This window comes from Streptomyces sp. MNU76 (assembly GCF_020982545.1).
GTDB lineage: Bacteria > Actinomycetota > Actinomycetes > Streptomycetales > Streptomycetaceae > Streptomyces.
Genome location: NZ_JAJKLK010000012.1, coordinates 1 through 25,135 on the forward strand (window position 1 = coordinate 1; position 25,135 = coordinate 25,135).

The window sequence follows — 25,135 nt, forward strand, 5'->3', positions numbered from 1 at the left end:
GGCTCCGGCCGCCCCCTCGTCGACCCCCGCGTCCGGGCGCCCGTCCGGGCCGGGTGCGCCGCGTCCCGGTGGCCAGCAGCGCCCGAGGCGGTCCCGGCCAGGAGCGTGGCGGCCAGGCCCCGCGCCCGGTGGTGGCCGTCCCGGCGCCGGTGCGCCCAAGCCGGGCGGTGCCCGTCCCGCGGGTCCGCGTCCCGGTAACAACCCCTTCACCTCCGGTGGCTCCACCGGCATGGGTCGCCCGCAGGGCCCCCGTCCCGGCGGTGCGCCTCGACCTGGTGGACACGGCGGCCAGGGCGGCCCCGGCGGTGCCCAGGGCGGTCCGCGTCCCGCGGCTCCCGGCCAGGCGCCCCGTCCGCAGGGTGCCGGCGGCGGTCCCCGTCCGCAGGCTCCGGGCGGCGCCCGTCCGACCCCGGGCGGCATGCCTCGTCCGCAGGGCGGCGGTCCCCGTCCCGGCGGCGGCCCCGGCGGCCCCCGTCCGAACCCCGGCATGATGCCGCAGCGTCCGGCTGCCGGCCCGCGTCCCGGCGGCGGTGGCCCCGGTGGCCGCGGTCCCGGTGGCGGTGGTCGTCCCGGTGGCGGTGGCGGCGGTCGTCCCGGTGGCGGCGGCGGTTTCGCCGGTCGTCCCGGTGGCGGCGGTGGCGGTTTCGCCGGTCGTCCGGGTGCTCCCGGTGGTGGCGGCGGTTTCGCCGGTCGTCCCGGTGGTCCGGGTGCCGGCGGCGGTGGCCGTCCCGGCTTCGGTGGTCGTCCAGGTGGTCCGGGTGCCCGTGGTGGCACGCAGGGCGCCTTCGGTCGTCCCGGTGGTCCCGCGCGTCGCGGTCGCAAGTCGAAGCGGCAGAGGCGCCAGGAGTACGAGGCCATGCAGGCCCCGTCGGTCGGCGGCGTGATGCTGCCTCGCGGCAACGGACAGTCCGTCCGCCTGTCGCGCGGTGCGTCCCTCACCGACTTCGCGGAGAAGATCAACGCCAACCCGGCGTCGCTCGTCGCCGTGATGATGAACCTCGGCGAGATGGTCACCGCCACGCAGTCCGTCTCCGACGAGACCCTCCAGCTGCTCGCCGGCGAGATGAACTACGTCGTCGAGATCGTCAGCCCGGAGGAGGAGGACCGCGAGCTGCTCGAGTCCTTCGACATCGAGTTCGGCGAGGACGAGGGTGGCGAGGAGTTCCTCGTCGCGCGTCCGCCGGTCGTGACCGTCATGGGTCACGTCGACCACGGTAAGACCCGACTGCTGGACACCATCCGCAAGACGAACGTCGTCGCGGGCGAGGCCGGCCGGCGGTATCACGCAGCACATCGGCGCGTACCAGGTCGCCACCCAGGTCAACGACGAAGAGCGCAGGATCACCTTCATCGACACCCCGGGTCACGAGGCGTTCACCGCCATGCGTGCCCGTGGTGCGAAGTCGACCGACATCGCGATCCTGGTCGTCGCGGCCAACGACGGCGTCATGCCGCAGACGGTCGAGGCGCTCAACCACGCCAAGGCGGCCGACGTCCCGATCGTCGTCGCGGTCAACAAGATCGACGTCGAGGGCGCGGACCCGACCAAGGTGCGCGGTCAGCTGACCGAGTACGGTCTGGTGGCCGAGGAGTACGGCGGCGACACCATGTTCGTCGACATCTCCGCCAAGCAGGGTCTCAACATCGACAGCCTGCTGGAGGCCGTGGTTCTCACCGCGGACGCCTCGCTCGACCTGCGGGCCAACCCGGAGCAGGACGCGCAGGGCATCGCGATCGAGTCCCACCTCGACCGCGGTCGCGGTGCCGTCTCGACGGTCCTGGTCCAGCGCGGCACGCTGCGTATCGGCGACACCATGGTCGTCGGCGACGCGTACGGCCGTGTCCGGGCGATGCTCGACGACAACGGCAACAACGTCGAGGAAGCGGGTCCGTCGACCCCCGTCCTGGTCCTGGGTCTCACCAACGTCCCGGGTGCCGGCGACAACTTCCTGGTCGTCGACGAGGACCGTACGGCCCGTCAGATCGCCGAGAAGCGGGCGGCGCGCGAGCGCAACGCCAACTTCGCCCGGCGTGGCGTCCGGTTCTCCCTGGAGAACCTGGACGAGGCGCTCAAGGCCGGTCTGGTGCAGGAACTCAACCTCATCATCAAGGGCGACGCGTCCGGTTCGGTGGAGGCCCTCGAGTCCTCGCTGCTCCAGCTCGACGTCGGCGAAGAGGTCGACATCCGCGTCCTGCACCGCGGCGTCGGTGCGGTCACGGAGTCCGACATCGACCTGGCGATGGGCTCCGACGCCATCGTGATCGGCTTCAACGTCCGCGCGGCCGGCCGTGCCGCGCAGATGGCCGAGCGCGAGGGCGTGGACGTCCGGTACTACTCGGTGATCTACCAGGCCATCGAGGAGATCGAGGCGGCCCTCAAGGGCATGCTCAAGCCGGAGTACGAGGAGGTCGAGCTCGGCACGGCGGAGATCCGCGAGGTCTTCAAGTCGTCCAAGCTGGGCAACATCGCCGGTGTCCTGGTCCGCTCGGGCGAGGTCAAGCGCAACACCAAGGCGCGCCTCGTCCGCGACGGCAAGGTCATCGCGGAGAACCTCACCATCTCCGGTCTGCGTCGCTTCAAGGACGACGTCACCGAGATCCGCGAAGGCTTCGAGGGTGGTATCAACCTCGGAAACTTCAACGACATCAAGGTCGACGACGTCATCGCGACGTACGAGATGCGCGAGAAGCCGCGGGCGTAAGCCGGTGGTTCACGCCGGCCGGGGGTGCCATCGGGCGCCCCCGGCCGGCGTGGCCGTTCCTGGGGGCTTCGCCCCCGGACCCCCTTCGCGCAGTTCCCCGCGCCCCTGATCACCCGGGCCGGGGTCGCGAACAAATCCCGTCGAGGGCGTACGCCTTTCGATGTACGGTTCTGATGTTGCCGCCCGGCCTACGGGTGGGCCATCGATCCCGTACCGGCGGGTGAACCGGATACACACATGTACGTGGGGACTCTGTCCTTCGATCTCCTCCTCGGCGACGTACGGTCGCTGAAGGAGAAGCGCTCCGTCGTCCGCCCGATCGTGGCCGAGCTGCACCGCAGGTTCGCGGTGAGCGTGGCGGAGGTCGACCATATGGATCTGCACCGCAGGGCCGTGATCGGCCTGGCGGCGGTGTCCGGTGACACGGGGCACCTGACCGACGTACTGGACCGGTGCGAGCGGCTGGTCGCCGCGCGCCCCGAGATCGAGCTGCTCTCGGTACGGCGGCGCCTGCACGGCGACGACGACTGAACCGGCGGCTCGGGGACAGTTGAAGAAGCAGTAGTCAAGCAGAACGAGCTAGGAGACGGACCAGTGGCCGACAACGCGCGTGCCAAGAGGCTGGCGGACCTCATCCGAGAGGTGGTGGCCCAGAAGCTGCTGCGCGGGATCAAGGACCCGCGGCTCGGCTCACACGTCACCATCACGGACACCCGGGTGACCGGGGACCTGCGGGAGGCGACCGTCTTCTACACCGTGTACGGGGACGACGAGGAGCGGGCGGCCGCCGCCGCGGGGCTGGAGAGCGCCAAGGGCATCCTCCGCTCCGAGGTCGGCCGCGCCGCGCAGGTGAAGTTCACACCGACCCTCACCTTCGTGGCCGACGCCCTCCCGGACACCGCCCGGACCATCGACGACCTCCTCGACAAGGCACGGGCCTCCGACGCCCAGGTCCGCGAGAGCGCGTCGGGCGCCAGGTACGCCGGTGAGGCCGACCCGTATCGCAAGCCGGGCGACGACACCGATGACGACGAGGATGCCGCCGCCGAATGACCCAGCAGCGCCAGAAGAACACCACGCCCGACGGCCTTGTCATCGTCGACAAGCCGTCGGGCTTCACTTCGCACGATGTCGTCGCCAAGATGCGGGGCATCGCCCGGACCCGACGGGTCGGGCACGCGGGGACGCTCGACCCGATGGCCACCGGAGTACTCGTCCTGGGGGTGGAGAAGGCGACCAAGCTGCTCGGTCACCTCGCCCTCACCGAGAAGGAGTACCTCGGCACCATCCGGCTCGGGCAGACAACGGTCACCGACGACGCCGAGGGCGAGATCACGGCGTCGGTCGACGCGTCGAAGGTCACCCGGGACGCGGTCGACGCCGGTGTGGCCGAGCTGACCGGAGAGATCATGCAGGTGCCGTCCAAGGTCAGCGCCATCAAGATCGACGGCGTGCGGTCGTACAAACGGGCCCGGGACGGCGAGGACTTCGAGATTCCCGCCCGGCCCGTCACCGTCTCCTCCTTCGCCGTGTACGACGTCCGCGAGGCCGTCGCCGAGGACGGCACCCCCGTGCTCGACCTGGTGGTGTCGGTGGTGTGCTCCTCCGGGACGTACATCCGTGCCCTCGCCCGCGACCTGGGCGCGGGACTGGGCGTCGGGGGCCACCTCACGGCGCTGCGCCGCACCCGCGTCGGCCCGTACAAGCTGGACTCCGCGCGCACCCTCGACCAGCTCCAGCAGGAGCTGACCGTCATGCCGGTCGCCGAGGCCGCCGCGGCCGCGTTCCCCCGCTGGGACGTGGACGAGAAGAGGGCCAGGCTCCTGCTGAACGGCGTCCGCCTGGAGATGCCCGAGGAGTACACGGACCGGGGCGCCACCGCAGTCTTCGACCCCACGGGCCGCTTCCTGGCCCTGGTCGAAAGCCAGAAGGGCAAGGCGAAGAGCCTGGCAGTCTTCGGCTGAGCCTGCGCCGACCCCGTGGGTCAGCCATGGGCCAGTCACGGGTCAGTCATGGGTGGGCACGGTGGCTGAGGGTTCTTGCGGCCCCGGGGCCTGCGGGTTTTCAGGGGCGCGGGGCCGGCGGGTTCTCAGGGGTGCGGGGCGCGGCGGGTTCTGGGAGGCGCGGGGCCCTGCGGTTTCTAGGGGCGCGGGGAACTGCGCGAGCAACCACGCACGACCCGCACCCACGAAACCCAGCGAGACAACCCGAGTGACAGGTAGGCGGGGCTCCCAGGGCGCAGCCCCTGCCCCTGCCCGGAGCCACACGCACCGCACCGCCCCCGTCACGACACGGCCGCCCCCAGCGGGCGTGGGCGGCGGTCACGGGGTAGCTGTTCCCGCCGCTCCACGGTCCCCCCTCGGTTCCCCCATCCAGAGGTGTATCCATCTGCTCGGAGCTATTCACCCCTTCGTGCAGGCGCTCGGAGTGAACCGAGGGAGCGGAAGGGGGCGCGTTCGCCGCGCGATCTGTTCCGCTGATCTTCACGTGCCTACCGTCGGAACACAGGTACGACGGGGAGGTCAGGACATGGTGGTACGGGGCCGTCGGGCGACCGACGACGGCCGCCGGGCGGCGCGGGACGAAGTCCTGGTGCGGGTCGGCGATCTGGCGGGACGACCACGCGGCACGGGCTTCGTCGCCGACCACCACGGCACGGTCGTCACCAGCCACGAGGTGGTGGACGGCCTGGCCCGGATCGTGGTGCGCGCCACCGGCGACCGTGTCTGCGTGGTCACGTCCGACGCGGTCACCCCGCTGCCCGCCCTCGATCTCGCGCTCATCCGCACCCAGGGCCTGTCCGTGGATCCGCTGCCCTTCGCCCCGAGGGACGGGGTCGAGACGGGCGCGTACGTCCTTATCGCGGCCGGCGGCTGGCGCGAGGCCCGGGTGCTGGGCACGGCGGACGTGACGTACACCGCGACCGACGGTTTCCATCTGTTGCGCGGTGCCCTGGAGTTGGCGATCGGCACCGCCGGGAGCGAGGCGCTGCGGCTGGGCGGTGGCGCGGCCGGGGGACCCGTGCTCGACATGACCACGGGTGCGGTCCTGGGTGTCCTCGGTACGGCGCTGGAGGCACAGCACCGGGCCACCGGCTTCGCCGTCCCCCTGCGCGGGTGGCGGGCCGAGCAGCCGCTGGCCGAGCTGCTCGCGCGCAACGCGGCGACCGTACCGGCGTACGGGACCGATCTGAACCTGGCGGGGGTACTGGAGCTCACGGCCACGACGGTGGGCTCGGACGGGCCGGGGCGGGTGCGGGGCCGTGGCGGCGACCGGTGCCGATCCCGTCGAACGGATCGATGCAGTAAGGGAGTTCAGCGCCTTCTCCGAGGGCCCCGCCACGGTTCTCGGTCTCGTCGGACCGCCCGGCAGCGGCCGTACGACGGAGCTGGCCGCGCTCGCCGCCCGACGCGGCCGGGGTCCCGCCCCGCTCCCACCCTCTGGCTCCGCGGCGCCGACCTCCTCTCCGACGACACCTCCGTGGCGGACGCGGCCCGCCGCGCCCTGGAGCGCGCGGGACGGATCGTGGCGGCGTCCACGGCGGCGGTCTCGGCGGTCGGGGCGGACGCGGAGAGTTCGACGGGGAGTGGGGCGCTTCGCCGGAGGCGGGGAGGCCGGTGGGTGGGCCGCGTCGGACTTCTCGGCCGCCTCCGCCGCTTCCCGCGGGTGCGTGCGGCGGTGAGAGTTCCTCGGGCGTTGGGGTGGGGCGGCCCTGGCTGCCCGGCCGCTACCAGGGTGAGTTGGGGGACATCCGGCCGGAGCGGCTGGCGCGGCTCGCGGAGGCCGAAGGGCGGCCGCTGCTGCTGCTCCTCGACGGACCCGAGGAGATGCCGCCGACGCTCGCGCACCGGCTGGCCGAGTGGACCGCGGGGACGGTCGAGTGGCTGCGGGCGAACGGGGCTCGGCTCGTGGTGGCCTGCCGCGCCGAGTACTGGGAGCGGGCGGGGCGCACTTCCCGGCGGACCTGCTGCACGGTGCGGGGCACCACCGACCGGCCTGCGTGCGCCTGGGCGACCTCACCGAGAGCGAGGCCCGCCGGGCCCGCATGCGATACGGGATCCCCGAGGACGCGCTCCCCGCGGCGGACGCCCGCCACCCCTCACCCTGCGACTCCTGTCCGAGGTCCGGGCCGCCCTCTCGGCCCCCATGAACGGCGGGCCCGGCGAGGATGGCGCCTTCGCCTACCACCGGACGAGCCCCCGGCTGGACCCACCTGGGCGGACCGGCCCGACGGGGCCTCGGAGGACCGAGTACCGGTGGACGGAGGGCCGGAGAAGCAAGGCCGGGGTGGTCGTGGGTCGGAGGACCAGGGCGGGTACGGCGGGGCGCCCGGGAACCGGGGCCGGGACGGTTGGGAAGGGAAGGGACCGGAGAAGCAGGGCGCGTACGGCGCGGTCTCCCCGTACGGCACGGCTTCCGCGTACGGCGCGGTCTCCCGTACGGCACGACATCCACGTACGGCGCGGCCTCCTCCCCGGATCCGATGGCCTCTTCTCCCGACTCGACCGGCTCCGGCCCGACCCCGACCACCCACGGCTCCGGCCCGACCCCGACCTCCTCCGGCCCAACCGCACCCCCAAACCCCCACCCCTCCAGCCTCCCCGGCAGGGACGACGTGTTGGCTGCCTATCTGGATCTGATGTGTCTGCGGGTCGCCGTGCGGCTCGCCGCGGTGAACGGGGTGCGAGGGGCCGGCGTACGGCGCCTGGCGGCGCAGGTCGCGGGGCAGGTGCACGAGGCCGCCCGGCGGTGTCTCGGCCCCGGGCAGGGGGAGTTGGACCGGGCGGCGTTCGAGGCCGTGTTCCCGTGGGGACCCGTGCCGGGACGGCGACTCGGCGGCACCACCGGCTGGGCCTCGGCCGTACTCACCGAGGGCCTGCTCGTCCCGGCCGGCGACGGCTACCGCTTCGCCCACGAGGAGCTGGCCGACTGGATCCAGGGCGCCCACCTGGACCTCGACGCCGCACTGCACGCGCTCGTGCACCACGGCTGGGTCGCCCAGGCCGAGGCACGGCGTGGCTGGGGCACGATGCCCTCGGAGGCGCGTGTCCGCAGGCAGGCCCGCCGGGCCACCCGCAACCTCCCCGTGCCCCGCCACCGGATCGGCCCCGTCGTCCACGCCCTTCTCCTCCTCGGCCGGCAACAGGGCCCCACCGAACTGGCCGGACGCCTGGAGGAGTTGCTCGACGCCCTGGACGCCCTGTTGCCCCCGGGCGCCCTCGCCCCGGACGACCCCACCTGGTGGGCCACCCGTCTCCTGGCCGAGGCCCTGCTCCGGGTGCCCGACGCGACGCCGTACACCAGGGTGCTGCGGTTCCTCACCGAGCGGATCGGTGCCTGGCGTGCCCAGAGCCGAGGCGTGCCGGCCGAGTTCGGGCCGGACTTCTGGGCCTCGCTGCCCCTGCCCGAGGCGGAACGGTTCGATCTGCTGCGACGCCTGGTCGTCGCCGACCCGGCCACCGGTGAGGGGCCTCGCTACCTGGACGCGGTCTCCCGGCTGCTGGCGGCCGACCCCGCCGCCGTACAACCGCTCCTCACCCGCTGGTTCCTGGACGACACCCCGTTGGTCGCGACCCCGGACGCCACCGTGGCGACGGCCGCGCAGGCACTGCTGCACACCCATCGCCGATGCGCCCTGGACGATCTGACCGAAGCCCTCGTCGAGAGCGCGCACCGGCGGGGCGACGAACTCCTCGCCGTACTGTCCGAGGAGGAGCCCTCGGCGGTGTGCCGGGCCGTCGACCGGTGGGCGCACGACGAGCGTCCGGCCCGGCGCGTCGCGGGGCTCGCGTACGGGCTGCGGACCGCTCCGCACGTCAGCACCGAGGCGGACCGCGAACTCCTCCGCCACGCGGCACTCGCCCTGCTGGGCCACCCCGCCGACGTCACCCTGCACAGCGGCGCCCTCGCCCTGCTCGTACGGGATCCGCGGACCCGGTCGCGGTATCTGCCGCAGGCGCTGGCGCGTTTCGCCGACGGTGACCCGCAGCTGCCCGCCGGCGCCGTGGTCACCGCGCTGGCCACCGACCCGGACCCGGTCCTGGAGGCCTTCCGCGCGCGGCTGCGCGTGCCGGGCGCCGAGGGCTCGGACGGGGAGGCCCTGCGTACGCTCGCCGAGGTCACCACGCCCGGCCTCGCGCGCCGCGTCACCGCCCTCGTACGGGAGGTCGTCGCCCTGCGCCCCGAGGTGGCCGGACACGTCGCCGTGTACGTCGACCGCAGACTGGAACACGGTCCGGGCACCCGCGCCGTACTGTTCCCGCTGGTCAGCGGCCTCATCGTCGACGGTCCCGTCCAGGTGCGCGCGGCCCTCGCGGCGGTCTTCGCCGAGCCGGGCACCGCCGCTTCCGGACCGCTGCGGCGCGAACTGCTCGACCTGCTGATGGCGACCGAGCGGGACCCCTCCGTCCTCGACGCGCTGCTGCGGGCGGTCGTCGCGAGCACGACGGGCAGATCGGATACGGCGGGCAGATCGGATACGGCGGGTGTGGCGAATACGGCGGGTACGGCGAACATGACGGGTGCGGCGGGCACGATCGACGGCGCGTCCGTCCGGGTGCTGGTCCACCGGATCGGCTTGCTCCTCGTCCGTACGCCCGAAGGGGCCACCCGGTTCGACTGGGCACTCGTCGACATGGCGCGCCATGTGCCCGGTTTCGCGGAGCTGGTGGCCGGCTGGCTCAGCGGCACGCCCCAGGAGTGGGCGGCCGTGGTCGGTCCCAGCACCCGCCGGATGATCGAGAACCTGGCGGGCGTACCGGGTGTGCGGGTGCCCGCGTGAGGAGGGACGCGCGTGCCGGGTCGAGGGGCTGGGTGCCGTGCTCCGGGTCACAGCCCGGATGCCGATGAGGGCGGAGCGCATCGGGCATGGCACCCTTAGACCTGCGCAAGGGTTAAGCGTCAATACGGACACGGGTTCGACGAGGAGCGGTCACAGTGCAGCGCTGGCGTGGCTTGGAGGACATCCCCGAGGACTGGGGGCGCAGCGTCGTCACCATCGGCTCCTACGACGGGGTGCACCGCGGGCACCAGCTGATCCTCCGGCACGCCGTGGAACGGGCCCGTGAGCTGGGCGTTCCCTCCGTCGTCGTCACCTTCGACCCGCACCCCAGCGAGGTCGTGCGCCCCGGTACGCATCCTCCGCTGCTCGCCCCGCACCACCGCCGTGCCGAACTGATGGCCGAGCTGGGCGTGGACGCGGTCCTGATCCTGCCCTTCACGACCGAGTTCTCGCGGCTGTCGCCGGCCGACTTCGTCGTCAAGGTGCTGGTCGACAAGCTGCACGCCAAGTTCGTCGTCGAGGGCCCCAACTTCCGCTTCGGCCACAAGGCCGCCGGGGACGTGGCGTTCCTGGCCGAGCAGGGCAAGACGTACGACTTCGACGTCGAGGTGGTCGATCTGTTCGTCACCGGCGAGGCGGGCGGCGGACAGCCGTTCTCCTCGACCCTGACCCGGCGGCTGGTGATCGAGGGCGATGTCGAGGGCGCGCGCGAGATCCTCGGCCGCCCCCACCGCGTCGAGGGTGTCGTCGTACGCGGCGCCCAGCGCGGCCGCGAGCTGGGTTTCCCCACGGCCAACGTCGAGACCCTCCCGCACACCGCGATCCCCGCCGACGGTGTCTACGCCGGCTGGCTGCACGCCGCCGGCGAGGCCATGCCCGCCGCGATCTCGGTCGGCACCAACCCGCAGTTCGACGGCACCGAACGCACGGTCGAGGCGTACGCCATCGACCGCGTCGGCCTTGACCTCTACGGCCTCCATGTCGCCGTCGACTTCCTCTCCTTCGTGCGCGGCCAGGCGAAGTTCGACTCGCTGGACGCGCTCCTCGTGGCGATGGGCGAGGACGTGAAGCGGTGCCGGGAGCTGATCGGCGCGTACGAGGGCGACGAGGCGAAGTAGCCGCCGAGACCTGGAGATGGACCGAGGCCCGTACCGTTCACGATCCGTGAACGGTACGGGCCTCGGTCGTGCCGCCGTGCGGCGCCCGGCTACTGCTGGGGTGGGGCCGGGGTGCGGCTGACCCTGCTGCGGCGGATACGGCTGTCCGGGGGCGGGCTGGCCGGGCTTGGCCGGGGTGGCCAGGGTGGCCGTAGGGCTGCGGGCCTGGCCGGGAGCCGGCTGACCCGGATAGGGCTGACCGGGATACGGCTGCTGCCCCTGCTGTGGATGCTGCGGGTACTGCGGCGCGTACGGCTGCTGACCGGGCGTCTGCTGACCGGGCGTCTGCTGGCCCGGCGTCTGCTGGCCCGGCATCGGCGGGGCGACGACCGGCGGCGGGTTGCCGTCCGACGTCCACAGGCCGTGCGACTGCTGGTGCCGGGCGATGTCCTCGGCGACCATCGCGGCGAGCGTGAAGTACGCCTCCCGCACCTTCGGCCGCATCATGTCGAGGTCCAACTCGGCGCCCGCGGAGAGGTGTTCGTCGAACGGCACGACCACGACGCCCCGGCAGCGCGTCTCGAAGTGGGAGACGATGTCCTCCACCTTGATCATCTTGCCGGTCTCGCGCACGCCCGAGATGACCGTGATGGAGCGTGCCACGAGATCCTGGTACCCGTGCGCGGAGAGCCAGTCCAGTGTCGTACTGGCGCTGCTCGCACCGTCCACGGACGGCGTCGAGATGATGATCAGCTGGTCGGCGAGGTCGAGCACTCCGCGCATCGCGCTGTAGAGGAGGCCGGTGCCCGAGTCGGTGAGGATGATCGGGTACTGCTTGCCGAGGATGTCGATCGCCCGCCGGTAGTCCTCGTCGTTGAACGTCGTGGAGACGGCGGGGTCCACGTCGTTGGCGATGATCTCCAGACCGGAGGCCGCCTGCGAGGTGAACCGCCGGATGTCCATGTACGAGTTGAGGTACGGGATCGCCTGGACGAGGTCGCGGATGGTGGCCCCGGTCTCGCGCCGCACCCGACGGCCGAGCGTGCCGGCGTCCGGGTTGGCGTCGATCGCGAGGATCTTGTCCTGCCGCTCGGTGGCGAGGGTCGAACCGAGGGCCGTGGTGGTCGTCGTCTTGCCCACGCCGCCCTTGAGGCTGATGACCGCGATGCGGTAGCAGGACAGCACCGGCGTCCTGATCAGCTCCAGCTTCCGCTGCCGCTCGGCCTCCTCCTTCTTGCCGCCCAGCTTGAACAGCCCGCCGCCCGAGGCCGGACGGCTGCTCTTCTGCTTCTGCTTCTTGCTGTTCAGCAGTCGGTCCGACGACAGCTCGACCGCTGCCGTGTAACCGAGCGGTGCCACACCCGGGTTGGTCGGCTGCCGCTGATCGTGCTGCACGGCCTGCGGCCAGGCGGCGCCGGTGCGGGGGTCGACGGGGCGGACGGCTGGGGCTGCCCACCGGGCTGACCGGCCTCCGGGCTGTCCCGGGTATCCCGGGCTGGCCGGGGAGGGGGCTGGGAAGGCTGGGGTTGACCGGGGTGGCCCGCCTGCCCCGGCTGGGCGGGGGCTGGGGAACCCAAACCGGCCTGCGGCGCAGGGGAGTTGGGCTGACCTGGAGGGGCGGCGCCGGGGCACCCGGAGCGGCGGCGGGCGGGAACCCGTAGCCGGGCTGGGGCGCCGGGGTACTGGGGGCCGGGCTGCCCCGCCTGCTGAGGAAAGCCGTAGCCCTGCTGCGGAGGAACGGGTGCCGCCGGGGGCCCCTGCTGCTCCGGCTGGACCGGCCCCGGCTGGCCCGGTTGGCCCGGTTGGGCCGGAGGCTGGGGAAGCCGTAGCCGCCTGCTGGGGATGGGTGCCTGCGGGGAGGGGAGCGCCGGGAGGCGGGAAGCCGTAACCGGGGTGGGCTGCGCGAGGGGTGCCGCGACGGGATGGGGCGATCGGCGGCTGGCCCGGATGCCCAGGCTGACCCGGATGTCCAAGCTGACCGGGCTGTTCTGCCTGTCCCTGCTCCTGCTGCTGTGCCTGCTGCTCCGGCTGGACCGGTCCCGGCTGGCCCGGTTGTGGCGGCTGGCCTGGCTGGGCCGGGAGGCTGGGGAAGCCGTAGCCGCTCTGCTGGGGATGGTGCCTGCGGCGGCACGGGCCCGCCCGCGGGCGGGAAGCCGTAACCGGCGGGGAGGGGCGCGGGCGCCTGCGGGAGGCGTCGGACCGGGTGCTGGGGTCGGCGCAGCGGAGGCGTCGGCGGGCGGCACGGGTGCGCCGGGGGCGGCGGCGTGGGACGCGGCGTCGACGGGGCTGCCCCAGGCGGAGGGCGCGCCCTGAGGGGCCTGCGGGTGGAACGGCTGCTGAGGCGGCACGGACGGCTCCTCTGCGCGGCCGTCGACTGCTGCCCGTCGGGCGTTTCGGGAACCACAGGTGTGGTCGGCGCCTGCGGTGCGGACGGGGCCAGGCGCCGCCGGGGCAGCCCGGGCGTCAGCGAGCTGAAACGCGGGCGGCAACGGCGGAGTCCACTCTGCGGCGGCGGAGGCGTCCAGGCGGGAGGCGCCTGCGGTACGGCGTTGGGGGCGCCGGAGCGGCAGCGGAGGACGGGGCAGCGGAGGACGGGGCAGCCTGAGGAGTGCCGGGCTGCGGCGGGAGGTGCTGGGGCAGGGTGGCCCGAGGAGTGGCACCCTGAGGCGCGGTGGCAGGGGAGCGGACTCCTGCGAAGCGGTGGCCCGGGGCTCGGCGCCGGGAGAGGAATCGGCGGCCTTGGGGGTGTCGGGAGCGGCGTCCTGCGGGGCGGGATCCTCAGGAAGGGCATCTTGCGGAGTCGCGTCCAGCGGAGCCGCGCCCTGCGGAGCGATGCCCTCGGTGGGAGCTCCCTGTGGGACGGCGCCGGGGGCGGGACTGTCCTGCGAATCCGGGCCCTGGGCGGACGGCTCCTGTGGGTCTGAGCCCTGAGCGGACGGTTCCTGCGGACCGGCAGGCTGCGCAACGGCGTCCTGAGATCCCGAACCCACCGGCTCGGCCGCATCGGTGACGCTTGCGGAGACGTCCTCGGAGGCCGCGACGCCGCCGGACTGCTCGCCCTCAGCGGCATCGGCAGAGCCAGACGCCACCTCGGCGGCAGAACCCTCGGCGCTGCCACTTCCCTCGCCGTGCTGACCGTGGCCGCTCGCCGCGCCGTGTCCCTCGCCGGATGGGGCGGCATCCCCCGACGTCTCGACGACCTCAGCGGCAGCGGAGGCGGCGCCACTGTCTTCGCTCGCACCCGAAGCCGCACCCGCACCCGCAGGCTCGCTGGAGGCACCCGTGGGCACGGCCACGTCCGCGATCTCACGCTTCAACGCGGTAGCGGAGATGCGCATGGTCGCGCCACTCTCGATGTCCGCACCTTGGCCGCCGGCCTCGGGCGCGGCGGCCACCGGAGGCCAGGGCGGCGGCAACGTGCCACCCGAAGCGCCAACCGGCGCACCGGACGTGTCGACAGGCGGACCGACCGGCGGCGCGGGCGGAGGCGTCACGGCCCCGCCGGGGGACGGCATGCTCCCCGCGCCCACCCCCGTGTCAGCGTTCGCAGCCGCACCCGAACCCGACCCCGATTCCGAACCGGCCCCCTGCGAAGAAGCGTTCTGCGTGTACCAGGCAGGCGGCGCGTAGTCGATGGTGAACTCGCCCGTCGCCTCGACGGCGGACTCCGCGTCGGACTGGTCATCGCCGGGTGTGGCCCAGCCCCCGCGGATCCCGTCCCGATCGCTGTTCACAATTCCTCCTGGTGTGGTCGAGCACCCTCAAAGCCGTGCCGGGGCCGACCGTTCTGGTCGTTCGAGCCGTGTCGTCGTGACGTCGTGATGTGCGCCCCCGGTCCCAGCCTAATCACCACAAGCGCCATGACGGCAGGCCCGTCCACCCCTCCGTGCCTGCCCGCTCCGTCACGCCCTGCCCTGAGATGGCACACATATCCCCAACGAGTGTCAACAAATCGGTCATTGCAGGTGAACAACTCGAAAGAAGAGGGAGGCGAAGGGTTACGGGACCGGTACCCCGAGGCGGTCGTATCCGTCAGTCCATCCGCCGGGGCGTACCCAGCAATCCGATCTCGGCGTCGGTCGGCTGGGTCATCACGTACTGCCGGTCACGGTCGGCACTCCAGAGAGTGACACCGTCGGCGAGCGAGGGCAACGACTCGACGTCCGCCCGGGGCAGAGCCATGGTGCGCCCCAACTCCGCCGCCTCGTCGGGCGAGACCCGCTGCACTCCGACCAGACGAGCCTGTCTGATGAGCCGCGGAGCCACCGGGCTGAGGTAAGGCAACAGCGTGAGTACGGACTGCCAGGGCCCGGCGACGACCCGACCGCGCGGCGGCCGCATACCGCAATCACGCACCACCAGCACGGGACCGGCGGCTGACGCACCCTGCGGCGGCACCCGCCCGACGTCGTACACGGCCAGACCGTTCTGGCCGCCGCCCATCGCGTGCACCAACTGCATCCAGGACTGCGCGCGCCCAGTCTCCACGGCGACCCGCGCCCCGGTGGCCGCCGCGCGCAGCGCGAGTACCTGGGCGGTCCACAGTCCGCCGATCAGGACGACGTCATAGGGGGTGGGTCGGTTGATCCCGAGGACGGCGGGTCGGCTCTCGGCGTCGACGCCGATGACGACGCCGTCGTCCCCGACGGGCAGCGCGAGCGAGTCGAACTGCTCCACTGACAGCGCGTGCCGTCCGTGCCGGGGCCCGATCAGTCCGAACCCGGAACGCAACCGCTCACGCATCCGCTCACCCATGGAAGGTTCCGGAACGGTGGAACCAGGTGCGTGGGGGCCCGTACCGGTCATGGTCATCACCGAACACCTCCCAGGGGCAGCGTGGCGAGGACGCCCGGCACCTGTTCACGATCGAGCCGCGCGAGCCCGGTCCCGGCCTGCCGGGCCGCGTGCTCCAACGCGCGACGGGCGACGACGAGTTCGTCGTCGCCACGGCCCGTCACCCGAACGTGTCCGGTGACCGTCACCTCCTGTCGCACTCCGCGTGCCACGGTCAGACTGAACGTGGTGGCGAGTGCGGGCAGGGCTGTCAGCTGTCCCACGAGCTGCGGAAGGGAGGGACCCCGGCCACCCAACTGCGGCCATCGCCGCACCCAGTAGGTGGTGTGCCGACGGTTGTCGCACCGCCAGTTGCGCCCGGACTCCTCGGTCCGTCGCTGCGGTGTCTCCGTACGCCCCGCCTCGGCCGTCACCAGGGGGTTGGCACAAGCCGAGGTGGCGACGGCGGTTATCAGCTCCTGCTCGTCGAGCACGGTCGTACGGAATCCGGACCCGGTGAGCCGACTGGCCAGATGGTCCGCGACCCGCACCACGCACTTCTGTGCCCCGAGGAGACCGCCCCCGCGCGCGGCCACGGCTTCCGGGCACAGCTCCGGATCGAGCTTCAGCGCGATCCAGGTGATCCGGATGGCCGGCGTACCCGTCTGGGCCTGCAGCGGCGCGTAGTTGCTCACGGCCACCGACTGCTGGGGCAACTGGATCGCGGGCGCCGGCTGGGTGTGCAGCACGATCTGCGCCCCCTCCAACCGGATCCCGTCGACCTCCAGCGAGTCCCGCACCAGGCCCAGCGGCAACGGCTGCCGGCTCCTGTCCGCCCGAAGCGCCGTGGCGTCCGCCTCGACCTGCAACACGGCACTGACGAACGTGCCGTCCCCGATGATCCCGACGGCACGCCGGTCCCGCCCGCGGTAGGTGTAGCTCCGCAGCGTCGGGTCGCACTCCACCGCCGGCGCGAGACCTGGCTCGGTCCCGGGCGGTATCACAGTCTCGGCTGCCTTCCGCTGCCGTGCCTTCAACGCCCTTGCCGTGGCCAGCCATTCGGGCAGCGAACGCCCCCGGCGACGTACCACTGCGAGCAGCACCAGCAGGCTCGCGACGAGGGCCGCGGGCACGAGAACGAGGGGGTGCACCGCCCAGCCGACGAGCAGCACGGCGGCGGCCGCTTCGACGAGGAGGACCTGCCGAAACCGGAATGCGCCGAAGTGCCCGGAACCCGCCTTGAGATGCGGTGCGAAGGGACCGGGAGCGAACGTCGTCACCGCGGGCGGGGCCGGGGAAACGGCGGAAGGAGCGGAACGCGGGTCGACCGCTTCAGTACGCGATCGTGATCGCGTCCGGCGTGCGGAAGCCATTGCTGCAAACCCCCCGTAGTCACCTGAAACGCCCCACTCGACAGCGGCCTCGATGGGGAACGAACCCTACCCGCCCCACGTGCGCAGTGGCGCAACAGGCATAGTAGGGGCGGGTCTGACAGCGGAGTGCGGGGGCGTTGCCCCCGGGACGCGGTACGGGGAGAAACAGGCACTCATGGCATCACGGCGGGACGAACTCAACGCCTACACGTTCGCGAAGCGACGCACTCTGGCCGCCTTTCTCCAGCCGTCCCCCTGGGGTTCGGAAGAAGGCGCTCCCAAGCCGTTGCGGGCCGTCGTACCCAGCTTGATCGCCGGCGCCCTCGTCCTGGGCGTCTTCGGTGCCTGGGGCATGTTCCAGCCGACCGCGCCCAAGGGGTGGAACCAGCCGGGCACCCGGGTCATCGTGGGAAAGCAGTCCACGACGCGCTACGTAGTCCTCAAGACGGACGGGACCACCCGCCTGCACCCTGTTCTCAATCTGGCCTCCGCCCGTCTGCTCATGAACGGCGCCGACTACCAGGTCGTCCAGATCAGTGACGAGATCCTCGACTCGGGCAAGCCGCCCCGCGGTCCGATCCTCGGCATCCCCTACGCGCCGGACCGGCTCCCGACCGCCGACGAGGCGGGCGTGGCCAAACGATGGGCGGTCTGCGAGCAGCCCGGCGGCAAGGGAAGCACGGTTCAGGAGGCGACGTTCGTCCTCGCCGATCGGGACGCGAAGAGGACGGACGGCTCCGAACGCCTTTCCGGCGGCGAGGTCCTGTACGTCAAGACCCGTACCGGGGAACGCTATCTGGTGGACGCCGCCGGGAAGGCGTACCCCGTCGCGGGGGCGGCCACGGAAGAGGACGACCGGAAGCTGACGGACGCGCTCGTGGGCTCCAAGCAGCCGCAGCTCGTCACGCAGGAGTGGATCGACACCCTGCACAAGGGCGACCCGATCGCGTTCCCCGAGCTCCCCGCAGGTGTCGGCTCTCCGGCCGGAGTCCCGGGCCAGCTCTCGAACGACGAGAACCGGGTCGGCATGGTACTCGAGACGGAGACGGGCGAAGGCAAGAAGTACTACGTCGTGCTGCCGGGCGAAGTGAAGCCCGTCAGCGAGTTCACCGCCTGGCTGCTGATCACCTCGCCCCGGACCGGCGTCCTCAACATGAACAGTGAGGCCGCCAAAGTGGGCCTCCAGGACTTCACCGCCGACAGCAGCCCCTTCGCCGGACAGCCGGCGAACTGGCCGGCACGGCGCGCCTCCATGGTCAACTCCGCCTCCGCGGAATCGGGCCGCAACACCGTCTGCAGCGTTCTGCGCGATGTGGACGACGACAACGACACCACGCTCAGCACCTGGGCGGGCAGCGAGTACCCTGCCGAGATCGCCGCAGGCGGCGCGAGCACGTACGTCACTCCCGGAACGGGACTGCTCTACACCCAGATCCAGGGCACCGACACCGACTCAGGATCACTCTTCCTCGTGACGGACACCGGCCTGCGGTACGCCGTCCAGGCGAACGGCGACAGCGACAGCGAGCAGTCCGGCGTCGGCACGGACGGCAAGCAGAAGACGTCGGACGGGACGCCTGAGCTGAGCGAGGCCCAGGTGAAGCTCGGCTACGAGAACGTCCGGCCGGCCAAGGTCCCGCTGGTCTGGTCGGAGTTCCTGGCCAAGGGCCCCCGCCTCGACACCAACAGCGCGCGACAGCCACAGGGTTCGTGAGGACGGGCGCCGGCCCACCACCTCTGCCACGGCTTCACACGACAGAAGGACGGGAGCGACGTACAGGTGTCGCCGAAGAAGAAATCGCTGCCGGCAGCGGCCGCGCTGTTGGCTGTGCTGAGCACCGCACCGCCTGAAACCGGAGTCGACGTCTCCGCCGATGCACGTGTGCCCGTGCGGCTGGACGGCAGCGGTGAGTGCACCTTCCCCGCCAAGCCGGTCAAGGGCACCCCCTGGGCACTGCAGCGGGTGCTCCTCGATGAGCTCTGGCAGGGTACGGACAAGGGCAAGGGCATTCGGATCGCGGTCATCGACACCGGAGTCGACGACAGGAACCCACAGTTGAAGACGGCGGTCGACAAGGCGGCCGGGCGTGACTTCCTGACCACCGGCAAGGGCGCCGATCCCACGAACGACCGGGAGGGACACGGGACGAAGGTCGCGGGCATCATCGCCGCCCGGCCGCACGACGACACGGGCTTCGTGGGCCTGGCCCCCAACGCCACGATCATCCCGATCCGCCAGAACGACGCCGAGAACAGCGGCGACTCGGACTCCATGGCGGAGGCGATCACCTACGCCGTGTCGCAGGGGGCTGACGTCATCAACATCTCCCAGGACACGACGAAACCCCTGTCCGGCACGTCCAGGCTCGCTCAGGCGGTACGCGCCGCCATCGCCCAGAACGTCGTCGTGGTCGCCTCCGCGGGCAACGACGGCCTCGACGGCACATACAAGAACACCTACCCGGCGGCTTTCCCCGGCGTCCTCGCGGTGGCGTCCTCCGACCGGAACAACGAACGAGCCTCCTTCTCACAGGCGGGCGAGTTCGTGGGCGTCGCGGCCCCCGGTGTCGACATCGTGTCCACGGTCCCGGGGGGCGGCCAGTGCACTGACAACGGCACCAGCTTCTCCGCGCCGTTCGTCGCCGGCGTTGTCGCGCTCTTGAAGGAGAAGCACCAGGACTGGTCGACCGCCCAGATCGTGACCCAGATCGAGCAGACGGCCGAACGCTCCGTCAACGGTCACGACAACTTCGTCGGCTGGGGGGTCGTGGACCCGGTCCGAGCCGTCCAGGACTCCGATCTAGAGGACCCACCCTCGTCACCGAGCCCGGACCCCGGGGTGTCGAAGCCCGCAGCCCCCGACACCGCCCGCTTCTCCCTCGCCGAGACCCCACACGAACGCGACGAGCGCTACGCCACGTACGCCCTCGGCCTCACCGCGGCCGTGGTCGCGGTCATCACGGGCACGGCGGTCGTTCTACGTGATCTGCGCCGTCGGAGGCGCGGAGGGGGCGCCTGAGCACGAACTTCGGGCCCCGCCTTCTCCGCTCACCTCGGGGCCCGGCGCACCGCGCGGCGGCCGTCAGGCCGGGCACCCGCCCCGCAGCTCCAGCCACTGACGCGCTCTCACCGGGGGGCGTCGACGTCTTGGTCGAGGCCGCCGTCACGACCACTGTTGTGAGGCGCCGGTTCCAGGTCGAACTCCCCGTCCCGCGCTCCGAGGACGAAGGCCCGCCACTCGGCCTCGGTGTACCGCAGCACCGTGTCCGGATCGAGCGACGACCTCATGGCCACGGCACCGTCGGGCAGGTACGCGATCTCCACCCGCTCCTCGTGCTCCTCGGTGCCCGGCGCGCTGTGCCACGCCACCCCCGAGATGTCGAGCGCGTACAGCTCGTCCTTCTCGCGCTCTTTGCGTTCCTTGAGTGCCCTCTCGGCATCCCTGTCCAGCCCATCGGCCATGACGGCGCGGTTCCTTCCCGACGTACGAACGAGCTACGCACTCACAGTACTTGTGTGGTGGCAACTCCGTGACCGACTGACCCAACAGCGACGTGTCACATGGAGCGATGCCTGCGTCACCGCCCGCTCGCACCCGAATTTCTCGTGCCACTCTTGTCCCGATAGTTGCTCAGCCCTTGAACTGCCCTGTTACGGCTTTGCAGTTGGAAGCGTCACGTCAAGTGACTAGAGTGGTATGCGGTATCACATGGGTGGTACGACACGGGGGCGGTGTAACGCTGTGGCCGCGCGACGCGTGGCAATCACGGTGATTCTTGCCCGCCTGGCATGTGGACGTCGGGCCTCGATGGACGCGTCGCGGCGGTCGGTGCCGCCGTTACTTCAAGAGGAGGGTGGAGAACCTGTGAGTGACATCACGGCGGACCAGAAACGCGAGAACGACCAACTCATCGCGCTTGCCAACAAGATCCAGAACTTCCACGTCGAGGTGAGTCGACGAGTGACGTCGCTCAACACCGTCGTGGACATGATCCAGGGCGGCTGGCAGGGTGCCGCGAGCCAGGAGTACGACAGGGTGCAACGCGAGGTGAACGTCCACCTCAAGAAGCTCCAGGACAACCTCGTCGACCTGGAAGACGTCATGCGCATGGCCGTCAACGGGTTCGAGGACCACGAGCAGGAGCGCATCGCGGAGATCCGGAAGGTGGACAACTCCGCGGAGTCCCAGGCCCAGGCCGAGGCCGGCATGGGAGGCCAGACGTACACCACCAACCGCATCACCAGCCTCGCCTGAGCCACGGAGGAGACCCACGATGAGTACAGGCTTCGACCGCACAGCGATCAACTACGCCACGGTCACCCAGGCGGCGAGTGACGTCCGCAAGACAGCCACTGACCTCACGCAGGAACTCGAAGTCCTCATGCAGGAGGTGAAGCGCGTCGCCGAGACCTGGGAGGGCGAGGCGAAGACGGCGTACGGAGACATCCAGCGCAAGAACACCACCGAGATGCAGGCCATGGCCCAGCAGCTCAATGTCATCGCCAGCCTCCTGGACAGGTCGGTCGTCGGTTACCAGGGCACAGACCTGGATGGCGCGAAGCGCATCCGCATGTTGATGGGCTGAAACACGGCTGAGGGGCGGGGGGCAGCGGGACACGCTGCCCCCCGTGGGCTGACAACGGTCACCCAACAGACTCCGGAGACTGAAGAGGAACCTCGGTCGGGCCGTCAGCTCGCTGCCGTGGAGCACGTGCTGTAGTGGTCCACCTGGCGCAGCCCCTGCCATCAACACCGCGCCCGCCTGTACCACCGCCGCTGGCACGCGTACGCCGACCGCACGGATGTGGTGGGGTGACCTGCCCGGATTGACTCGAGAGGAATTCATGGCGTTCGAACAAGAATGGGCCGAACTGCGCGCGGCGGCGGCCGAGCGGACTGCCATGCAGATCAACAGCGTTCCGGCCGCGGGCGGCGGAGGTGGTGGTGGCGGAAAAGACCTAGTGGTCAATCGGGACGACCTCGGCGCTATCGGCAATGAGGCGTATGACCTGCTGGGGCGGCTGGCGAAGGAGGGCGACATCGCCCGTCCCGCCACGTTCGACGCGGCGATAGCGCTGACCAACGGGAACTTCGTGAGCGGTTCATCCGTGCTGAAGGTGCATGACTACTGGCAGACCCACCTGAGGACGCTGCTGGACGCCTGCGCTCAGATTTCGAATCATCTCGATTACAGCAAGGCCCAAGACGCCAGGGACGAGGTGAAGATCGTGGGAGATCTGACCCGGATATCTGCGCTCACGGAACACATGAAATAGGGCTCGGGGGAGCGCACACTTTGCTGAAGTACGAGGACATCATCGACGCGCCGGTGGCGAAGCTGAAGGCCGCCGTCGACGACTGGTCGGAGATGGCGAAGAAGCTGGACACTCTTGCCACGGACGCCACCGACGGGATGAAGGCAAAGGCGGACAAAGCCTCTTGGGAGGGCGTCAACGCGGGGGTCACCAAGGCGTTCATCGGAAAGACGGCCAAGGAGTTCGCGGACGCCGCGGCCGAGGCCAAGGGCGTGAAGCAGATCCTGGAAGAGGGTCACGCGGCCATCAAGAAGGCCAAGGACGACCTGATCAACATCCGGGACCACGAGGGGCCCGCGGCCGGTATCCGGGTGGACGGCAGCGGCAAGGTCATGGCGAAAAACCCCTTGTCCCAGATCCCCGCGGCGCGCCACGACCCCGACTACAGCGATCTTCTACGGGAGGAACAGCGGAACATCGAGTCGTGGCAGAAGAGGATCGACCTAATCGTCGACAACTGCAACGACACCGATGTCGCCCTCAGGAACACCCTTGAGGCCAATGTCACCGACCGCAAGGACTTCAGCGCTCCGACGTACAAGAAGCTGGACCAGGAGGAAGCCGCCCGGGCCGCCGCTCTGGCGGGCAAGGGCCGAGACCTCACACACTCCGAACTTCAGCAGCTCAACGAACTGCTGAAGGACAACAGTAAGTCGGTGGAGTTCTCCAAGAACTTCTACGAGAGGCTCGGCCCCGAGAAGTCCCTCGCGTTCTTCGGTCAGCTCTCCACAGACACGTACGAGTACGGCAAGGTCGACCCGGAGCGACTCAAGGACGTCCAGCAGCTCCAGGAGAACCTCGGCCTCAACCTGGCCACCGCCTCCCATGACAAGGAATTCGCCGACAAGTGGAGTCCGGAGCTCCGCAAGTTGGGTACGGAGCGCATCCCGCTGTCCAAACACGACTACGGAGGGCCGTTCGGATACCAACTGCTCGGCGGGATCATGCGGTACGGGAACTACGACGCAAAGTTCCTCAACCCGATCGCCGAACACGTGGCGCAGTTGCACGCGAAGGACCCGTACATGTTCGCCGAGAACAAGGTGGTGAACAGTCCGTTCAAGAACCCGTTCAACCCTTCCGGAGTGAACGGGGCCGGCTACGACCCGGCCACCGCCATGCTGGAAGCGCTCGGCAACAGTCCGGAAGCGGCGAAGAAGTTCTTCACCGACCCCCCGACCGCGTACAACGAGGACGGCACGGTCAACCACGGTGCCACGGCCGCCCTCGGGAAAGGCAAGGACGGCGAGGCGATCGACAACTACTTCGACTTCTTCGGCAGCGATAAATGGGAGTCCTTCCCCGACGTCAACTCGCTCGACGAGAAGGAGCTCAAGGAGTCGCTCGACCAGATGCCCGACGCCCTTGGCCACGCCCTGGAGGCAGCGACCCTCGGCTATCCGGCCGGGCACCCGGACGCCGGCGTGGTGCGGGACGCGGACAACGCCGCGGTCATGCAGCAGGTCATGGAGAAGTACGGTGCGGACCCGGGTCTGCTGAAGGAACATCACGAGGCGTTGGCCGACAGCCTGGGCGTCATGGGCGGCGGCTACATCGACGACATCAACTGGGCGCTGGACAAGAACCATCCGGACAGCGTGTTCGCCCCGGGCAGGAATCCGGACGGGCACATCGACTTCGCGGACGGGAACGGGCGGAGTATCGTCCGGGGCTTCCTCAGCACCCTGGGGCAGCACCCGGACGCCTACGCGACGCTCTCGACCGCGGAGCAGGTCTACACCTGCAGCGTGCTGGAAGGGACAGTGGGCCCGGACGGAAAGATCAATGAGGGCGCTGCCAGGGCGACCGTGCTCGTGGGCGCCGAGGTGCAGGGCATGCTCGACCAGTCCCGGGCAGACCAGGTGGAGGCGACGAACCTCAAGACCCACGAGGACTACGAGAAGGCGGTCGCCAAGCGAGCGGGCTGGGTCCAGTTCGGGGCAGCGGCGGGCATCGCGGCAGGCGTCGCGTTCCTGCCCGCGACCGCGGCCGTGGGCACGGCCGCGGTGCTCATCCCGCTGGCGACCGATACCGCCAGTGGTGCTGCCGAACAGGTCATCGGTCAAATGGTCGGCGATATGTCCGAAAAATCCGTGGATGAGCACAAGGAGAAGATTGAGGAGCTCACCAGGGAGGAGAGGACGGCGATCTACTCCGGCGGTGAGCGCATGGCCGAGGCTCCGATGGAGGATTTCCTGGAGCGTCACGTCGCGGAACCCCTCAAAAGCCCGTTCGCACGGGACCTGCGCGAATCGATGGTGATCGGCTACGGGGTCGGCAACGACCGGGAGAACCAGCAGGGCAACGACCCGGAGACCGGCTGAGGCCGGTGGACGGCCGAGGACACGTGAGGATGCGGACAGTGATCAATCGCAGGTCGGTACGCGGGGGACTCCTCGCCGCGGCCATAGCCGGCTCGTTGTTTCTCGGGGCCACCGGTTGTGGAGGAGACGAAGACGACGACGGCCTTCCGAAGGACTACAAGGTCGTGGCGGGGACACAACTCTGCGGTGGCAGGGCCATGTCCGCCGACGCCTCCAGAGCGCTGAAGGTGATCACGGGGTCGTCGCGCTTCGAGGCGTCGGGAGAGCAGTACACCGTCGCGCAGGCCGCGTCGAACCTGGCCATGGCGTTCGGGGACCCCATGACGTATCGCGGGGACGCCTGCCGCGTCTACACGCCCCTCGGCACACCGGACTTCGAACTCAGAATCACTTGGAGGCTGGCCGACAGTGCCCCGACGGACGGGCCAGCGGCCCCGGAGTTCACCGTGCTGAAGATGGGGGAGGAGGCCTTGGCGGCGGCAGACAAGGCGTACGTCCAGTTCGCATGCAAGAGCGACAAGTTGGGTGACTCGTCGGATGCGGCCCATATTGTGATCGGCGTGGAGCACCGGGATCCATTTCATGAACCCGAGGGTGACCTCAAGGCGTTGAAGGACGCCTACGCGACCGTGGCCCACTCCGTCTCGCTTGCCATGGCCAAGCAACTGCGCTGCGAGAACGACGGAGGGCTCCCCGCTAAGCCAGTGCTGGATCCCGCGTAGCCCTTGACGTATGCGGAAACGGCCGTGATCAAGGCGCCTTTCTGTCA

18 protein-coding genes and 5 pseudogenes are annotated in these 25,135 nt (G+C 70.9%); 18 read left to right on the forward strand and 5 right to left on the reverse strand.

Going from position 1 to position 25,135, the window contains the following annotated elements:
* The first annotated feature begins 539 nt into the window (after positions 1-539).
* From E4N62_RS49630 to E4N62_RS49650, 10 genes and pseudogenes are all read left to right on the forward strand, one after another.
* Positions 540-884 carry a hypothetical protein gene (locus tag E4N62_RS49630; protein WP_374117058.1) on the forward strand — a complete coding sequence of 115 codons (345 nt, stop codon included), beginning with the start codon at positions 540-542 and terminating at the stop codon, positions 882-884.
* Positions 857-2,702 (forward strand): annotated as a pseudogene (gene infB, locus E4N62_RS25300) (translation initiation factor IF-2). Before E4N62_RS49630 ends, infB begins: the two are co-directional and overlap by 28 nt.
* A gap of 237 nt (positions 2,703-2,939) precedes the next feature.
* Positions 2,940-3,233, forward strand: coding sequence for a DUF503 domain-containing protein (locus E4N62_RS25305; protein ID WP_184899995.1), 294 nt, complete (start codon positions 2,940-2,942; stop codon positions 3,231-3,233).
* 63 nt (positions 3,234-3,296) lie between these two features.
* Complete coding sequence (rbfA, locus tag E4N62_RS25310) at positions 3,297-3,755, forward strand: 30S ribosome-binding factor RbfA (protein ID WP_230218110.1); 459 nt, start codon at positions 3,297-3,299, stop codon at positions 3,753-3,755.
* Positions 3,752-4,666: a tRNA pseudouridine(55) synthase TruB gene (gene truB / locus E4N62_RS25315; RefSeq protein ID WP_230218113.1), complete on the forward strand. Its 915-nt coding sequence runs from the start codon at positions 3,752-3,754 to the stop codon at positions 4,664-4,666. The genes rbfA and truB overlap by 4 nt, the downstream gene beginning before the upstream one ends.
* A 565-nt stretch (positions 4,667-5,231) precedes the next feature.
* Positions 5,232-6,239 (forward strand): annotated as a pseudogene (locus E4N62_RS49635) (trypsin-like peptidase domain-containing protein); the annotation flags it as partial.
* A gap of 203 nt (positions 6,240-6,442) precedes the next feature.
* Positions 6,443-6,941: pseudogene (locus E4N62_RS49640) on the forward strand (serine protease); the annotation flags it as partial.
* 376 nt (positions 6,942-7,317) lie between these two features.
* Positions 7,318-9,483: a hypothetical protein gene (locus tag E4N62_RS49645; RefSeq protein ID WP_374117059.1), complete on the forward strand. Its 2,166-nt coding sequence runs from the start codon at positions 7,318-7,320 to the stop codon at positions 9,481-9,483.
* Between the two features lie 155 nt (positions 9,484-9,638).
* Complete coding sequence (locus tag E4N62_RS25325) at positions 9,639-10,601, forward strand: bifunctional riboflavin kinase/FAD synthetase (RefSeq protein WP_230218226.1); 963 nt, start codon at positions 9,639-9,641, stop codon at positions 10,599-10,601.
* Positions 10,602-11,025: 424 nt separating this feature from the next.
* Positions 11,026-11,373, forward strand: coding sequence for a hypothetical protein (locus E4N62_RS49650; protein WP_374117060.1), 348 nt, complete (start codon positions 11,026-11,028; stop codon positions 11,371-11,373).
* Here the strand turns inward: E4N62_RS49650 and E4N62_RS48850 are convergent.
* Positions 11,373-12,212 (reverse strand): annotated as a pseudogene (locus E4N62_RS48850) (AAA family ATPase); the annotation flags it as partial. The gene E4N62_RS49650 and the pseudogene E4N62_RS48850 overlap by 1 nt on opposite strands.
* Positions 12,213-12,545: 333 nt before the next feature.
* Between E4N62_RS48850 and E4N62_RS25340 the strand changes: the two are divergent.
* A complete protein-coding gene (locus tag E4N62_RS25340) occupies positions 12,546-12,893 on the forward strand; it encodes a hypothetical protein (RefSeq protein WP_230218116.1) in 348 nt (115 codons plus the stop codon).
* Between the two features lie 1,337 nt (positions 12,894-14,230).
* Here E4N62_RS25340 and E4N62_RS49655 read toward each other — a convergent pair.
* The 3 genes and pseudogenes from E4N62_RS49655 to eccE all read right to left on the reverse strand — a co-directional run.
* Positions 14,231-14,314 (reverse strand): annotated as a pseudogene (locus E4N62_RS49655) (SCO5717 family growth-regulating ATPase); the annotation flags it as partial.
* A gap of 298 nt (positions 14,315-14,612) precedes the next feature.
* Positions 14,613-15,392 (reverse strand): hypothetical protein, encoded by a 780-nt coding sequence (locus E4N62_RS25345; protein WP_374117061.1) that lies wholly within the window; start codon positions 15,390-15,392, stop codon positions 14,613-14,615.
* A complete protein-coding gene (gene eccE, locus E4N62_RS25350; RefSeq protein ID WP_230218126.1) occupies positions 15,392-16,726 on the reverse strand; it encodes a type VII secretion protein EccE in 1,335 nt (444 codons plus the stop codon). Before eccE ends, E4N62_RS25345 begins: the two co-directional genes overlap by 1 nt.
* Positions 16,727-16,901: 175 nt before the next feature.
* On the opposite strand from eccE, the gene eccB reads away from it, so the two are divergent.
* Both eccB and mycP read left to right on the forward strand, forming a co-directional pair.
* Positions 16,902-18,440 carry a type VII secretion protein EccB gene (gene eccB, locus E4N62_RS25355; RefSeq protein WP_230218135.1) on the forward strand — a complete coding sequence of 513 codons (1,539 nt, stop codon included), beginning with the start codon at positions 16,902-16,904 and terminating at the stop codon, positions 18,438-18,440.
* 66 nt (positions 18,441-18,506) lie between these two features.
* Positions 18,507-19,745 carry a type VII secretion-associated serine protease mycosin gene (gene mycP / locus E4N62_RS25360; protein ID WP_230218143.1) on the forward strand — a complete coding sequence of 413 codons (1,239 nt, stop codon included), beginning with the start codon at positions 18,507-18,509 and terminating at the stop codon, positions 19,743-19,745.
* 107 nt (positions 19,746-19,852) lie between these two features.
* Here the strand turns inward: mycP and E4N62_RS25365 are convergent, their stop codons facing one another.
* The gene (locus E4N62_RS25365) at positions 19,853-20,188 is read right to left on the reverse strand and encodes a DUF397 domain-containing protein (RefSeq protein ID WP_230218145.1); all 336 of its coding nucleotides are present in this window, start codon (positions 20,186-20,188) and stop codon (positions 19,853-19,855) included.
* Positions 20,189-20,591: 403 nt separating this feature from the next.
* Between E4N62_RS25365 and E4N62_RS25370 the strand changes: the two genes are divergently transcribed.
* The 5 genes from E4N62_RS25370 (at position 20,592) to E4N62_RS25390 (ending at position 25,088) form a co-directional block, all read left to right on the forward strand.
* A complete protein-coding gene (locus E4N62_RS25370) occupies positions 20,592-20,981 on the forward strand; it encodes a WXG100 family type VII secretion target (RefSeq protein ID WP_230218148.1) in 390 nt (129 codons plus the stop codon).
* A gap of 19 nt (positions 20,982-21,000) precedes the next feature.
* Positions 21,001-21,312: a WXG100 family type VII secretion target gene (locus tag E4N62_RS25375; protein ID WP_230218150.1), complete on the forward strand. Its 312-nt coding sequence runs from the start codon at positions 21,001-21,003 to the stop codon at positions 21,310-21,312.
* A 259-nt stretch (positions 21,313-21,571) separates the two neighbouring features.
* On the forward strand, positions 21,572-22,003 hold the full coding sequence (locus tag E4N62_RS25380) for a hypothetical protein (protein WP_230218152.1): 432 nt from the start codon (positions 21,572-21,574) through the stop codon (positions 22,001-22,003).
* A gap of 20 nt (positions 22,004-22,023) precedes the next feature.
* The gene (locus E4N62_RS25385) at positions 22,024-24,366 is read left to right on the forward strand and encodes a hypothetical protein (protein WP_230218154.1); all 2,343 of its coding nucleotides are present in this window, start codon (positions 22,024-22,026) and stop codon (positions 24,364-24,366) included.
* Positions 24,367-24,395: 29 nt separating this feature from the next.
* On the forward strand, positions 24,396-25,088 hold the full coding sequence (locus tag E4N62_RS25390) for a hypothetical protein (protein WP_230218156.1): 693 nt from the start codon (positions 24,396-24,398) through the stop codon (positions 25,086-25,088).
* Positions 25,089-25,135 lie beyond the last annotated feature (47 nt).